Annotated in this window: 10 protein-coding genes; all 10 read left to right on the forward strand. The window is 40.5% G+C overall.

Going from position 1 to position 15,395, the window contains the following annotated elements:
* The first annotated feature begins 11 nt into the window (after positions 1-11).
* The 10 genes from AXK38_00485 (at position 12) to AXK38_00530 (ending at position 14,765) form a co-directional block, all read left to right on the forward strand.
* On the forward strand, positions 12-1,361 hold the full coding sequence (locus AXK38_00485; GenBank protein ID AMH87872.1) for a competence protein ComB: 1,350 nt from the start codon (positions 12-14) through the stop codon (positions 1,359-1,361).
* A 275-nt stretch (positions 1,362-1,636) separates the two neighbouring features.
* Positions 1,637-2,344, forward strand: coding sequence for a phosphoribosylaminoimidazolesuccinocarboxamide synthase (locus tag AXK38_00490; protein AMH87873.1), 708 nt, complete (start codon positions 1,637-1,639; stop codon positions 2,342-2,344).
* A gap of 56 nt (positions 2,345-2,400) precedes the next feature.
* Positions 2,401-6,126 carry a phosphoribosylformylglycinamidine synthase gene (locus tag AXK38_00495; GenBank protein AMH87874.1) on the forward strand — a complete coding sequence of 1,242 codons (3,726 nt, stop codon included), beginning with the start codon at positions 2,401-2,403 and terminating at the stop codon, positions 6,124-6,126.
* Between the two features lie 92 nt (positions 6,127-6,218).
* Complete coding sequence (locus AXK38_00500) at positions 6,219-7,661, forward strand: amidophosphoribosyltransferase (protein ID AMH87875.1); 1,443 nt, start codon at positions 6,219-6,221, stop codon at positions 7,659-7,661.
* Between the two features lie 215 nt (positions 7,662-7,876).
* Positions 7,877-8,899, forward strand: a complete 1,023-nt coding sequence (locus AXK38_00505; GenBank protein AMH87876.1) for a phosphoribosylaminoimidazole synthetase — start codon at positions 7,877-7,879, stop codon at positions 8,897-8,899.
* Positions 8,896-9,441 carry a phosphoribosylglycinamide formyltransferase gene (locus AXK38_00510; protein AMH87877.1) on the forward strand — a complete coding sequence of 182 codons (546 nt, stop codon included), beginning with the start codon at positions 8,896-8,898 and terminating at the stop codon, positions 9,439-9,441. Before AXK38_00505 ends, AXK38_00510 begins: the two co-directional genes overlap by 4 nt.
* A gap of 83 nt (positions 9,442-9,524) precedes the next feature.
* Positions 9,525-10,034, forward strand: coding sequence for a teicoplanin resistance protein VanZ (locus AXK38_00515; GenBank protein AMH87878.1), 510 nt, complete (start codon positions 9,525-9,527; stop codon positions 10,032-10,034).
* Positions 10,035-10,058: 24 nt separating this feature from the next.
* Positions 10,059-11,606: a bifunctional phosphoribosylaminoimidazolecarboxamide formyltransferase/inosine monophosphate cyclohydrolase gene (locus AXK38_00520; protein ID AMH87879.1), complete on the forward strand. Its 1,548-nt coding sequence runs from the start codon at positions 10,059-10,061 to the stop codon at positions 11,604-11,606.
* A 329-nt stretch (positions 11,607-11,935) separates the two neighbouring features.
* Entirely contained in the window at positions 11,936-14,005 is a 2,070-nt protein-coding gene (locus tag AXK38_00525; GenBank protein ID AMH87880.1) for a hypothetical protein, read from the forward strand.
* On the forward strand, positions 13,998-14,765 hold the full coding sequence (locus tag AXK38_00530) for a hypothetical protein (protein AMH87881.1): 768 nt from the start codon (positions 13,998-14,000) through the stop codon (positions 14,763-14,765). The genes AXK38_00525 and AXK38_00530 overlap by 8 nt, the downstream gene beginning before the upstream one ends.
* The last annotated feature ends 630 nt before the right edge of the window (positions 14,766-15,395 follow it).

Raw genomic sequence — 15,395 nt, forward strand, 5'->3', positions numbered from 1 at the left:
AAGAGGAGAGGATGAAACCAGAATTTTTAGAAAGTGCGGAGTTTTATAATCGTCGTTACCATAATTTTTCCAGTCGGGTGATTGTCCCCATGTCCCTTCTGCTCGTGTTTTTGCTTGGTTTTGCAACATTTGCAGAGAAGGAGATGAGTTTGTCCACTAGAGCGACTGTTGAGCCTAGTCGAATCCTTGCAAGTATCCAGTCTACTAGCAACAATCGTATTCTTGTTAATCATTTGGAAGAAAATAAGCTGGTTAAAAAGGGAGATCTTCTGGTTCAATATCAGGAAGGGGCAGAGGGTGTTCAAGTAGAGTCCTATGCCAGTCAGTTGGACATGCTCAAGGATCAAAAAAAGCAATTGGAGTATTTGCAAAAGAGTCTGCAAGAAGGGGAGAACCACTTTCCAGAGGAGGATAAATTTGGTTACCAAGCCACCTTTCGCGACTACATCAGCCAAGCGGGCAGTCTTAGGGCTAGTACATCGCAACAAAACGAAACCATCGCGTCTCAGAATGCAGCAGCTAGTCAAACCCAAGCCGAAATCGGTAACCTCATCAGCCAAACAGAGGCTAAAATTCGCGATTACCAGACAGCTAAGTCAGCTATTGAAACAGGTGCTTCCTTGGGCAATCAGAATCTAGCCTACTCTCTCTACCAGTCCTACAAGTCTCAGGGTGAGGAAAAGCCCCAAGCTAAATCCCAGGCAGTTGCGCAGGTTGAAGCGCAGCTTTCTCAGTTAGAATCTAGTCTTGCTACTTACCGTGTCCAGTATGCAGGTTCAGGTACCCAGCAAGCCTATGCGTCTGGTTTAAGCAGTCAATTGGAATCCCTCAAATCACAACACTTGGCTAAGGTTGGTCAGGAACTGACCCTTCTAGATCAGAAAATTTTGGAGGCAGAGTCAGGTAAGAAGGTACAGGGAAGTCTTCTAGACAAGGGGAAAATTACGGCTAGTGAGGATGGGGTGCTTCACATTAATCCTGAGACCAGTGATTCTAGCATGGTAGCAGAAGGTGCCCTACTAGCCCAAGTCTATCCGTCCTTGGAAAAAGAAGGGAAAGCCAAACTTACAGCTTATCTAAGTTCAAAGGATGTAGCAAGGATCAAGGTCGGTGATTCTGTTCGCTATACTACGACTCATGATGCCAAGAATCAAGTTTTCCTGGATTCTACGATTACAAGTATTGATGCGACAGCTACTAAGACTGAGAAAGGGAATTTCTTTAAAATCGAGGCTGAGACCGATCTGACTGCTGAGCAGGCAGAAAAACTTCGGTACGGGATGGAAGGTCGCCTACAGATGATTACAGGCAAGAAAAGTTATCTACGTTATTATTTGGATCAATTTTTGAACAAAGAGTAATGTTCGTGTTTTTAGAGTTATACTCAATGAAAATCAAAGAGCAAACTAGAAAACTAGCCGCAGGTTGTACTTGAGTACGGCAAGGCGACGTTGACGCGGTTTGAATTTGATTTTCGAAGAGTATTAAATGATTTTAAAACTGTGAGAAAGATGCTTCTTGCAGTTTTTTCTTTACGTTTTTTGAGATGCTTATTCTATTTATTCGGTTAAATTCTTGTAATTTTAGTTTTTTTGTGGTAGAATGTGCTCAAGTAATACGAAAGGCGAACTTTAAAATGTCAAAACAATTGATCTATTCGGGAAAAGCTAAAGATATCTATACAACTGAGGATGAAAATCTTATTATTTCAACTTACAAGGACCAGGCGACTGCTTTCAATGGTGTTAAGAAGGAGCAGATTGCGGGTAAGGGAGTGTTGAATAATCAGATTTCATCTTTTATTTTTGAGAAATTAAATGCGGCTGGTGTAGCGACTCACTTTGTGGAGAAACTTTCAGATACGGAACAACTCAATAAAAAGGTTGAGATTATTCCTTTGGAAGTCGTGCTTCGCAACTATACAGCGGGTTCCTTTTCAAAACGTTTTGGTGTAGATGAAGGTATTGCATTAGAGACTCCGATTGTTGAGTTTTATTATAAAAACGATGATTTAGATGATCCATTTATCAATGATGAGCATGTGAAATTCCTACAGATTGCGGATGAACAGCAAATCGCCTACTTGAAGGAAGAAACCCGTCGTATCAATGAACTTTTGAAGGTCTGGTTTGCTGAGATTGACCTCAAGTTGATTGACTTTAAGCTAGAGTTCGGTTTTGATAAGGATGGTAAGATTATCTTGGCAGACGAATTTTCACCAGATAATTGCCGTTTGTGGGATGCGGATGGCAACCACATGGATAAGGATGTTTTCCGTAGGGGATTGGGAGAACTAACAGACGTTTACGAGATTGTTTGGGAAAAGTTGCAGGAATTGAAATAACAACCTCAAAGTCGTTTGGAAACATTGCAAGAGCTAAAATAGAGGAATAAGAACGAATGAATAAACGTATTTTTGTTGAGAAAAAGGCTGATTTTCAGATTAAATCAGAAAGTTTGGTGAGAGAACTTCAGTATAATTTGAGTTTGTCTACCTTGAAAAATATTCGCATTGTGCAGGTTTATGATGTCTTTGATTTGGCAGATGACCTATTTGCGCGAGCAGAAAAACATATTTTCTCTGAGCAGGTGACAGACCATGTCTTGGATGAAGCGGCTGTGCAGGCGGATCTTGCTAACTATGCTTTCTTTGCTATTGAAAGCTTGCCAGGGCAGTTTGACCAGCGTGCGGCTTCTTCGCAAGAAGCCTTGCTTTTGCTGGGAAGTTCTAGTGATGTAACGGTCAATACAGCCCAACTTTACTTGGTCAATAAAGATATTGACGCGACGGAGTTAGAAGCAGTCAAGAACTACTTGCTCAATCCGGTTGATTCTCGTTTCAAGGACATCACGACAGGGATTGCCAAGCAGGAATTTTCAGAGTCAGACAAGACCATTCCAAAATTAACTTTCTTTGAAAGCTATACGGCAGAAGACTTTGCCCGTTACAAGGCTGAGCAAGGGATGGCAATGGAAGTGGATGATTTGCTCTTTATCCAAGATTACTTTAAGTCAATAGGGCGCGTGCCGACGGAAACAGAGCTCAAGGTTTTGGATACTTACTGGTCTGACCACTGCCGTCACACGACTTTCGAGACAGAGTTGAAACACATCGACTTTTCAGCTTCCAAATTCCAAAAACAATTACAGGCGACTTATGACAAGTATATTGCCATGCGTGAGGAACTAGGTCGGTCTGAAAAGCCACAAACCCTGATGGATATGGCGACTATTTTTGGTCGTTATGAGCGTGCTAATGGTCGTTTGGACGATATGGAAGTGTCAGACGAAATCAATGCTTGCTCAGTAGAAATCGAAGTGGATGTTGATGGTGTGAAAGAGCCATGGCTCCTAATGTTCAAGAATGAAACTCACAACCACCCAACGGAAATTGAGCCATTTGGTGGAGCGGCTACTTGTATAGGTGGTGCTATTCGTGACCCATTGTCAGGTCGCTCATATGTTTATCAAGCTATGCGTATCTCAGGTGCTGGAGATATTACCGCACCGATTTCGGAAACGCGTGCTGGGAAACTGCCACAACAGGTCATTTCTAAGACAGCGGCTCATGGTTATTCTTCGTATGGGAACCAGATTGGTCTGGCGACGACCTACGTTCGTGAATACTTCCACCCAGGTTTTGTAGCTAAACGTATGGAGCTAGGTGCAGTTGTTGGTGCGGCTCCCAAGGGCAATGTTGTCCGTGAAAAACCGGAAGCTGGTGATGTGATTATCTTGCTCGGTGGTAAGACTGGACGTGACGGTGTCGGTGGTGCGACAGGTTCTTCTAAAGTTCAAACGGTTGAGTCTGTGGAAACAGCTGGTGCTGAGGTTCAAAAAGGAAATGCCATCGAAGAACGCAAGATTCAACGACTTTTCCGTAATGGCGATGTCACTCGTCTCATCAAGAAGTCCAATGACTTTGGAGCAGGCGGTGTCTGTGTAGCCATCGGTGAATTGGCAGACGGTCTAGAAATCGACCTTAACAAGGTGCCTCTTAAATATCAAGGCTTGAATGGTACAGAAATTGCTATCTCTGAATCACAAGAACGGATGGCGGTTGTGGTGAGTCCTGAAGACGTAGATGCCTTTGTTGCAGAATGTAATAAAGAAAATATTGACGCGGTTGTGGTTGCGAAAGTGACTGAGAAACCAAATCTAGTCATGCACTGGAATGGTGAAACGATTGTCGACTTGGAACGTCGTTTCCTTGATACAAACGGTGTGCGCGTAGTCGTTGATGCCAAGGTTGTGGACAAGGATGTCAAACTTCCAGAAGAACGCACAACAAGCGCTGACACACTTGAAGCTGATACCCTTGCGGTTCTGTCTGATCTCAACCATGCGAGTCAAAAAGGCTTGCAGACCATCTTTGATAGCTCAGTTGGTCGTTCAACAGTCAATCACCCACTCGGTGGTCGTTACCAAATCACACCAACGGAAGCTTCTGTACAGAAATTGCCAGTCCAACATGGTGTAACGCATACGGCTTCAGTTATGGCGCAAGGATTCAACCCTTACGTAGCAGAATGGTCTCCATACCATGGTGCTGCTTATGCGGTTATCGAAGCAAGCGCTCGTTTGGTTGCTGCTGGTGCAAACTGGTCTAAGGCTCGTTTCTCTTATCAAGAGTATTTCGAGCGCATGGATAAACAAGCAGAGCGTTTCGGTCAGCCAGTAGCCGCCCTTCTAGGCTCTATCGAAGCACAAATCCAACTTGGTTTGCCATCAATCGGTGGTAAGGACTCCATGTCTGGTACCTTTGAAGAATTGACCGTACCGCCAACCTTGGTAGCCTTTGGGGTGACGACGGCAGATAGCCGTAAGGTCCTCTCTCCAGAGTTCAAAACTGCTGGTGAAAACATTTACTACATCCCAGGTCAAGCTCTTGCTGCAGAGATTGATTTTGACTTGATTAAGTCTAACTTTGCTCAATTTGAAGCTATACAAGCTGAACACAAAGTAACATCTGCATCAGCTGTCAAATATGGTGGTGTGGTTGAAAGTTTGGCTCTTGCTACTTTTGGGAACCATATTGGTGTAGAGGTGATCTTGTCTGAACTTGAAAGTTCTTTGACAGCTCAATTAGGCGGATTTGTCTTCACATCTCCTGAAGAAATCGCCGGAGTGGAGAAGATTGGACAAACAAGCGCAGGCTTTACACTCGTTGTCAACGGTGTGAAGCTAGATGGACACAAACTTGACAGTGCTTTCCAAGGGAAACTGGAAGAAGTTTACCCTACTGAATTTGCCCAAGCCAAAGAATTGGTTGAAGTACCAGCTGTGGCATCAGATGTTGTGATTAAAGCCAAAGAAAAAGTTGAAAAACCTGTGGTCTATATCCCAGTCTTCCCAGGAACCAACTCAGAATATGACTCAGCTAAGGCCTTTGAGAAAGAAGGTGCAGAGGTTAACTTGGTGCCATTCGTGACCTTGAATGAAGAAGCCATTGTCAAGTCAGTTGAAACCATGGTTGACAATATCGACAAGGCCGACATTCTCTTCTTTGCAGGTGGCTTCTCAGCTGCGGACGAGCCAGATGGATCAGCTAAGTTTATTGTCAATATCCTTCTTAATGAAAAAGTGCGTGCAGCCATTGATAGCTTTATCGCTCGTGGTGGCTTGATTATCGGTATCTGTAATGGATTCCAGGCCTTGGTCAAATCAGGTCTTCTTCCATACGGAAACTTCGAGGATGCCAGCAGTACTAGCCCAACCCTCTTCTACAATGATGCCAACCAACACGTGGCCAAGATGGTGGAAACCCGTATTGCCAATACCAACTCGCCGTGGTTGACTGGGGTGCAAGTGGGCGATATCCACGCTATTCCTGTTTCGCACGGTGAAGGGAAGTTTGTCGTGACGGCTGAGGAATTTGCAGAGCTCCGTGACAATGGCCAAATTTTCAGCCAATATGTTGACTTTGACGGCAAACCAAGTATGGACTCTAAGTACAATCCGAATGGTTCTATCCATGCCATTGAAGGAATTACCAGCAAGAACGGTCAAATCATCGGTAAGATGGGACACTCAGAACGTTATGAAGACGGTCTTTTCCAAAATATCCCAGGAAATAAAGATCAACACCTCTTCGCATCGGCGGTTAAATACTTTACTGGAAAATAGGACTTACAGATTTTCTAATAGATAGTATCAGTAATGTAAAAGTCATGTAGATTTATCTCTTGATGATTGCAAATGAAAATTAGGTATAAAAAATGACATACGAAGTAAAATCTCTTAATGAAGAATGTGGTGTTTTCGGTATCTGGGGACATCCAGATGCTGCTAAATTGACCTATTTTGGTCTCCATAGTCTTCAGCACCGTGGTCAGGAGGGGGCAGGAATCCTATCCAATGACCAAGGAAAACTAAAGCGCCATCGTGACATGGGACTTTTATCAGAAGTCTTCAGAAATCCTGCTAACTTAGATAAATTGACAGGAACTGGTGCAATTGGGCACGTGCGTTATGCGACTGCTGGCGAAGCTTTTGTAGATAACATCCAGCCCTTCCTCTTCCGTTTTCATGATATGCAGTTTGGTTTGGCTCATAATGGAAATCTGACCAATGCAGCCTCTCTCAAGAAAGAACTGGAACAAAGAGGAGCGATTTTCAGCGCGACTTCTGATTCAGAAATCTTGGCTCACCTCATTCGTCGTAGTCACAATCCTAGTCTGATGGGCAAAATCAAGGAGGCACTCAGCCTTGTCAAAGGTGGCTTTGCTTATATCTTGCTGTTTGAGGACAAGTTGATTGCGGCTCTTGATCCAAATGGTTTCCGTCCGCTTTCTATCGGGAAAATGGCTAATGGAGCGGTGGTTGTTTCCTCTGAAACTTGCGCTTTTGAAGTCATTGGTGCCGAGTGGATTCGTGATTTGAAGCCAGGTGAGATTGTGATCATTGATGACAAGGGCATCCAGTATGATAGCTATACAGATGATACTCAGTTAGCAATCTGTTCTATGGAGTATATCTATTTTGCCCGCCCTGATTCTAATATCCACGGTGTCAATGTCCATACGGCACGTAAGAGAATGGGGGCTCAACTAGCGCGTGAATTCAAGCATGAAGCAGATATTGTGGTCGGTGTCCCCAATTCCTCCCTCAGCGCAGCCATGGGTTTTGCGGAAGAATCTGGTTTGCCAAATGAAATGGGCCTTATCAAGAACCAATACACCCAACGTACCTTTATCCAGCCGACTCAAGAATTGCGAGAGCAAGGGGTGCGTATGAAACTCTCTGCTGTTTCTGGTGTTGTCAAAGACAAGCGTGTGGTTATGATTGATGACTCTATTGTACGTGGAACAACCTCTCGTCGTATTGTTCAGCTCTTGAAAGAAGCGGGTGCGACTGAGGTTCACGTTGCCATTGGTAGTCCAGCGCTAGCTTATCCATGTTTCTATGGGATTGATATCCAGACTCGTCAGGAACTGATTGCAGCCAATCATACGGTTGAAGAAACGCGCCAAATCATTGGAGCTGACAGCTTGACTTACCTTTCTGTTGAAGGTTTGATTGATTCGATTGGGATTGAAACAGATGCGCCAAATGGTGGTCTATGTGTCGCTTACTTTGACGGTGACTACCCAACACCTCTCTATGACTACGAAGAGGACTATCGTAGAAGTTTGGAAGAAAAGACTAGTTTTTACAAGTGAGTTACTGAGATTCTCCATAAAAGAAAAGGAATAAAGAAATGACAAATAAGAATGCTTATGCCTCATGTCTCACTACTGACTAAAAGCTAAAGTATTTGTCAGTAGACGCTTTCCCCTATGGGATCAAAGCTAGAGCCCTGACTAGTATTGTTAGATAAAATAATTGTTTATCTAAAAATACGTCGCAATCTTCTCAAAGAAAAGGAAATATAAAAATGACAAATAAGAATGCGTACGCCCAGTCGGGCGTGGATGTTGAAGCGGGTTATGAAGTTGTTGAACGAATCAAAAAGCACGTGGCTCGTACGGAGCGTGCAGGTGTCATGGGAGCTCTTGGTGGTTTTGGTGGTATGTTTGACCTTTCAAAAACAGGTGTCAAAGAACCTGTCTTGATTTCAGGGACTGATGGTATCGGAACCAAGCTCATGTTGGCTATCAAGTATGACAAGCACGATACCATCGGTCAGGACTGTGTGGCCATGTGTGTCAATGATATCATCGCTGCAGGTGCCGAGCCCCTCTATTTCCTTGACTACGTCGCAACTGGCAAGAATGAACCAGCTAAACTAGAACAAGTAGTCGCTGGTGTTGCAGAAGGCTGTGTGCAGGCTGGTGCTGCCCTCATTGGTGGGGAAACGGCTGAAATGCCTGGCATGTACGGCGAAGATGACTATGACTTGGCTGGTTTTGCGGTCGGTGTGGCTGAAAAATCTCAAATCATTGACGGTTCAAAGGTGGCAGAAGGCGATGTTCTTCTCGGACTTGCTTCAAGTGGGATTCACTCAAATGGTTACTCTCTCGTCCGTCGTGTCTTTGCGGATTACACAGGTGAGGAAATCTTGCCAGAATTGGAAGGCAAGCAACTCAAGGAAGTTCTTCTTGAGCCGACTCGTATCTATGTTAAGGCTGTTTTGCCACTCATCAAGGAAGGCTTGGTAAATGGTATTGCCCACATCACAGGTGGTGGCTTTATCGAAAATGTTCCTCGTATGTTTGCTGCTGACCTAGCAGCTGAGATTGAGGAAGACAAGGTTCCAGTTTTACCGATTTTCAAAGCTCTTGAGAAATACGGTGAAATCAAACATAAAGAAATGTTTGAAATCTTCAATATGGGTGTGGGACTCATGTTGGCAGTTAGTCCTGAAAATGTAGGTCGTGTCAAGGAATTGTTGGATGAACCAGTCTATGAAATTGGTCGCATCGTCAAGAAAGAAAACGAAAGTGTCATCATCAAATGAAAAAAATAGCGGTTTTTACCTCTGGTAATGGCTCAAATTTTCAGGTGATTGCCGAAGAATTTCCAGTAGAGTTTGTCTTTTCAGACCATCGTGATGCCTATGTGCTCGAACGTGCAGACAAACTCGGCGTTCTGTCCTATGTTTTTGAACTCAAGGAGTTTAAGAGCAAGGCAGACTACGAAGCAGCCCTTGTTGAGCTCTTGGAAGAACACCAGATTGACTTGGTTTGTCTAGCAGGATATATGAAAATCGTTGGGCCAACCTTATTGGCGGCTTATGAAGGTCGAATCATCAATATCCATCCAGCTTACCTGCCAGAATTTCCAGGAGCTCATGGGATTGAGGATGCTTGGAATGCTGGCGTTGCTGAGAGTGGCGTGACCATTCATTGGGTGGATTCAGGTGTGGATACAGGAAAGGTTATCAAACAAGTACGTGTACCGCGACTAGCTGATGATACGATTGAAAGTTTTGAAACTAGGATTCATGAGGCAGAGTACAAGTTGTATCCAGAAGTAGTGAAGGCTCTATTTACAGATTGATTTTTTGATGATTCATATGATATCTTTGATTTTAAATTGGAGTCAGTGTTTGTTGAAAAAGGCTTCAAACGGAGGTATTTGTAATGTTAGAATCTAAAAAAACAACTCGATATGTATTTTATGTCTATCTGATTTTATTAACTTGGGGAATCTTATTTAAGTTTGAAACCAATCCTGAATTTATAGCATTTTTCTTAGCCCCAAGGTACATCAATTTGATTCCATTTTCAGAACCACTAATAGTAGATGGAAAAATTGTTTTTGCTGAAATGTTATTTAATCTGATTTCCTTTATCCCATTAGGTGTTTGTTTCTCTCTGATAAAAACTAATTTATCTAGTTTAAAAATAGTCGGAACAGGTTTCTTGATTAGTCTATTGTTTGAGTGCTTACAGTATATTTTAGCAATAGGTATAACAGATATCACGGATTTGACTTTAAATACGCTAGGTGTTTGTGTAGGCTTACTGATTTATCAAATTTTTATAAGAGTGTTCAAATCACAGACTAGAAAATGGGTCAATATCTTAGGTATGCTTAGCCTTGGTTTTGCTTATCTTGTTTTACTGTTACTGCATTTAATTGGTGTTTAACTAATGATTAAAAAGGAGAATATAATGACTAAACGCGCCTTAATCAGCGTCTCAGATAAAGCGGGCATTGTTGAATTGGCCCAAGAGCTCAAAAAACTGGGTTGGGAGATTATCTCGACGGGTGGGACCAAGGTTGTCCTTGACAATACTGGGGTGGAGACCATTGCAATCGATGATGTGACGGGCTTCCCAGAGATGATGGATGGTCGTGTTAAGACCCTTCATCCAAATATCCACGGTGGGCTCCTCGCTCGTCGTGATTTGGATAGCCACTTGGAAGCAGCCAAGGAGAACCAAATTGAGCTTATCGACCTTGTAGTGGTCAACCTTTATCCTTTCAAGGAAACGATCCTCAAACCAGACGTGACGTACGCTGATGCGGTTGAGAACATCGATATCGGTGGGCCATCTATGCTTCGTTCAGCAGCGAAGAATCATGCTAGCGTAACAGTTGTTGTAGACCCAGCGGATTATGCTGTGATTCTTGACGAATTGTCAGCAAATGGTGAAACAACTTATGAAACTCGTCAACGTTTGGCAGCCAAGGTTTTCCGTCACACAGCGGCTTATGACGCCTTGATTGCAGAGTATTTCACAGCTCAAGTTGGGGAAAGCAAACCTGAAAAGCTCACTTTGACCTATAATCTCAAACAAGCTATGCGTTACGGTGAGAACCCTCAACAAGACGCGGATTTCTACCAAAAAGCCTTGCCTACTGACTACTCCATTGCTTCAGCGAAACAGCTCAACGGGAAAGAATTGTCATTCAACAATATCCGTGATGCTGACGCTGCCATTCGTATCATCCGTGACTTCAAAGATCGTCCAACCGTTGTGGCTCTCAAACACATGAACCCATGTGGAATCGGTCAGGCTGATGACATCGAGACTGCTTGGGACTACGCTTATGAGTCTGACCCAGTGTCTATCTTTGGTGGTATCGTTGTTCTTAACCGTGAGGTGGATGCTGCGACAGCTGAGAAGATGCATGGTGTATTCCTTGAAATCATCATTGCACCAAGCTATACGGATGAAGCGCTAGCCATTTTGACCAACAAAAAGAAAAACTTGCGTATCCTTGCCTTGCCATTTGATGCTCAAGAGGCTAGTGAAGTGGAAGCAGAATACACAGGTGTAGTTGGTGGACTTCTGGTGCAAAACCAAGACGTGGTCAAAGAAAGCCCAGCTGACTGGCAAGTGGTGACCAAACGCCAGCCAAATGAGACAGAAGCGACAGCTCTTGAGTTCGCTTGGAAGGCTATTAAATACGTCAAATCAAACGGTATCATCGTGACCAACGACCACATGACACTGGGTGTTGGCCCAGGTCAAACCAACCGTGTGGCCTCCGTTCGTATTGCCATTGACCAAGCTAAAGACCGTCTTGACGGTGCTGTGCTTGCTTCGGATGCCTTCTTCCCATTTGCGGATAATGTGGAAGAAATCGCCAAAGCAGGTATTAAGGCTATTATACAGCCAGGTGGATCGGTCCGTGATCAGGAATCCATCGAAGCTGCTGACAAATATGGCTTGACAATGGTCTTCACAGGCGTGAGACATTTTAGACATTAAGAACGTAAAGGAAAGAAAACAGTTTCTTTCCTTTTTTGGGGAAGGAGAATATTTAAAAAAATTAAAGAGAGTATTGCATCTGTTATTTAGTCTAACTATCTAGAAATTCGCCAAGTAATTTAAGTTGATTAGTAATATGATTTGCAAAGCCTATATTGAGATAAGCTGAAAATGAGATTGATGATAATTTTGTTTAGAAGAATGATGATGAAAATTGATTGAAATGTTTGTGATGGGTTATGTAAGCAATCTATAGAAAATTTTGGTAGAATACTAGTTACTGAAACAAATAGTATTGCAAGGAAAATACTTGTAACAATGGAGGAGAAATGGATATTGTACGTGGTGTTATAAAGAACCAGTTTGCTGCAAATAAACTGATAGAATGTTTAGAAACTTTAATCGATGATGGGACGTTATATTTGGGATATCCATTACGGGCTCAGGATGAATCTAAGACTACACTAGATGCACTGCTATTATCATTAGAATATGGAATTGTGAGTTTTTCGTTTGAAAATTTTGCTACTCTAGAGGAAATAAGGGATTATCAAGATAGTCTATATTATCAAATTGAATATAATTTCCAAAGGTATTCCTCTTTGAGATCAGGAAGAAGATTAGCATTTGAACCGATAATCTTTACTTTTCTTGCTGAGACTCCAAAAAAATTAGAATCTGAGTTTATTTTAACTATTGATGACTTTAAGGAAAAGTTTACTTCACAAAAGCAGACAGTAGAATTGACATTATATAGAAAAATAGTTGCAGCTCTACAGAAAATGGGACAAGGTGGGAGTAAAACTAAGAGGGAAATTACATCAAGTACTTCAAAGGGCTACAAGATACAAGCAATTGAAAAAGAAATTGCTAATTTGGATAAGTGGCAAAATCATGCAGCATTTGAGGATCCGGAAGGAATTCAGCGTATTCGAGGATTGGCAGGTTCTGGGAAAACAGTGGTACTGGCTAAGAAGGCAGCATATTTACATTTCCAATATCCAGAGTGGAAAATAGCAGTGACATTCTATACTCGTAGTCTGGGTCAACAATTTTATGATATGATTAACATGTTTTACAAAGAGTACTCAGATGAACCAATAAATGAAGATAAACTACAAATTCTTCATGCTTGGGGGGCCGGTACAGAAATAGGAGTATACTCAGAAGTATGTCATAATCTAGGTATTGTTCCAGAAAATTATAATCTCGCATTACAGAAATATGGTAGGAATCGTGAGTTTCAGGGGGCAATCTCAGGTATCATAAATTTGGTATCTGATAGTTACACTCATAAATATGATGCAATTTTAATTGATGAAGCGCAAGATATGCCTGCTAATTTTTTTCAACTCTGCTATAAGATAACTAAAGATTCTCACAAAATAGTTTATGCTTATGATGAATTACAGAATCTTAACACAGAACAAATGCCCTCTCTAGAAGAGATGTTTGGAACAAATGAAGATGGTACTGCTAAAATAAGTATTGAAAATCGTCCCGACCAACCTCAAAGTGATATTGTGTTGCCAGTTTGTTATAGAAATACCAAATGGGCGTTAACTCTAGCTCATTCAATTGGGTTTGGAATATATCGCGATGAGTTAATTCAATTTTTTAATAATGATGAATTGTGGCAAGATATAGGTTATGAAATTGTAGAAGGTAGTTTGAGAGCTGGACAGATTGTCTCGTTAAAAAGAAAAAGAGAATCATCCCCTAGATATTTTGATGAATTGGAAATTAATCCAGAAAATTCGATAATTATTAATAAATTTGATTCAATGTTTGATCAATATGAATATATTGCAGAACAGATTCAAAAAAATATTGCAGAGGATGACCTCTTACCTGAAGATATTTTGGTAATTTTTCCAGATGCCTATACATCGAAGAAAGAGTATTATAAATTACAGGATTCGTTACTTAAAAGGTCAATTTCTAGTAATTTAGCTGGTGTGACAACAGATCGAGATACTTTCAAAGAGAAAGGCTATGTCACTTGTTCTAGTATCTATAGGGCAAAAGGGAATGAATCAGCGGTAGTATATGTAGTTAATGCCGACTACTGTATATCAGGTCCAGAACTTATAAAGAAGAGAAATGCGATCTTTACAGCCATCACAAGATCTAAAGCTTGGGTTTGTATTACTGGTGTAGGTGATGAAATGGAACAGTTAATGGACGAAATAAACGAATGTCGTTCTAACAATTATCATTTACAATTTAAAGTTCCTACTGATGAACAAATTAGGAAAATGAGAAGAGTTCATAGAGAGCTAAGTCACAATGATCATAAGGCAAGGAAGATAATTGATGAGTTGAAGAAGATGATTACCTCTGGGGAGTTAAATGAGGAGTATCTTGAAGAATTAGGAAAGTTCACTCAATATGACTGATGAAAAAAATTTAAATTATATAAAGTCTCCTAAAAAAGTTAAACTGCATTATGATCAAATGAAAAATACTATTGATTTATTGGAGGGTTCTGGATTTGCTAAGGAGAAAATTTATCCAGTAATAGATATTGAATCAGATACTGATCCAAAAAAGACTCGGTATAATATATGTTGGAGTAAAAAAGTTTCAGGAGTGAATGAGGGTAATTTTTTATCAATTAATTCATATGAAAAAATTATAGAAGCAAAAAGTTTTCAAATGCTTTTGTTTGATAATAGTGTAATACGATGTTCGTTAATTTTTGATGGAAGAGAAAAATTATTAAAACAAAATTTTTCTTATGTACCATGTCCTTTAAATAGATTATACGAGGAATATGAAGTTGAAGCATTAACTCAACTATTGGATGAAATTTCAGTAGGTATTTACGAAAAAGATAAGTTATTAATGCGAACTGCTATAAGGCTTGATTTTGATTTGGAAAAAGATACAGAGTTGCACCCTGCAAGCCATATGCATCTTCAGAATTCTAGTACAAGATTATCTGTTTCAGGGCCAATTTGTTTTAATAGCTTTATTAAACATATTATTGAAACATATTATCCACAAGCGTATTATGTTAAAAATAAAATTTTAAGCGAGTCATTATACGAAAGCATTAATCTTGATAATTGGTGCGGATTGATTATAAATAATACGAATCAAAAAATTAAATATAAAAATCAATCAGAAATTTTTATCCCTCAAATAAAGCATTGATTACCAGATTTTCAGGTTACTCTAATACAAAGCTAAGACCGTTTCTTTTTAGAATTTTTACAAGTTGGTTTTAGTAACTCCATTTTCTAATCCACTTATTCTCTATTTGCATCGGAGGCATTCTTTTTATCTGGATTCGAAGATTGATTCTATATCGTAATTTCATAGAAGCTTAGCATATGCTAGGCTTTTTCTATTTTTTCGTATCAAAAAATTATCAGTTTAATGATTGTTAATTATTATACTAATTTTAAGGTGTCTGCTTTTTGCTTATCTATAAATAGAAAAATATATTTAATCTTGTATTGCTTGTGTATTTATCTTGAAATCATTAACATGAATATGAACAATCCTAGTTTAAATTGGATAAATGGATATGTGGATTAAATCCCTTATATTTTTATTCAGTTGGATAAAAGACTTAGAAATTAGAATTGGAATAAATAGGGATTTGAATTTTTTGGTGTCTCTATGAATATTTCTAAGGTGGAGTATTAATCGCTATGAGTGAAGGAAAGTTGGAATATCTGTGTAAAATAGTTAAGTAATACGACTCTTTGGAAATACTTTAGCTATAGTATAGGAATTTGATTCTACTAATAATCAAATATTTATGATATTCATTGGATT

Source organism: Streptococcus mitis (genome assembly GCA_001560895.1).
GTDB lineage: Bacteria > Bacillota > Bacilli > Lactobacillales > Streptococcaceae > Streptococcus > Streptococcus mitis_Q.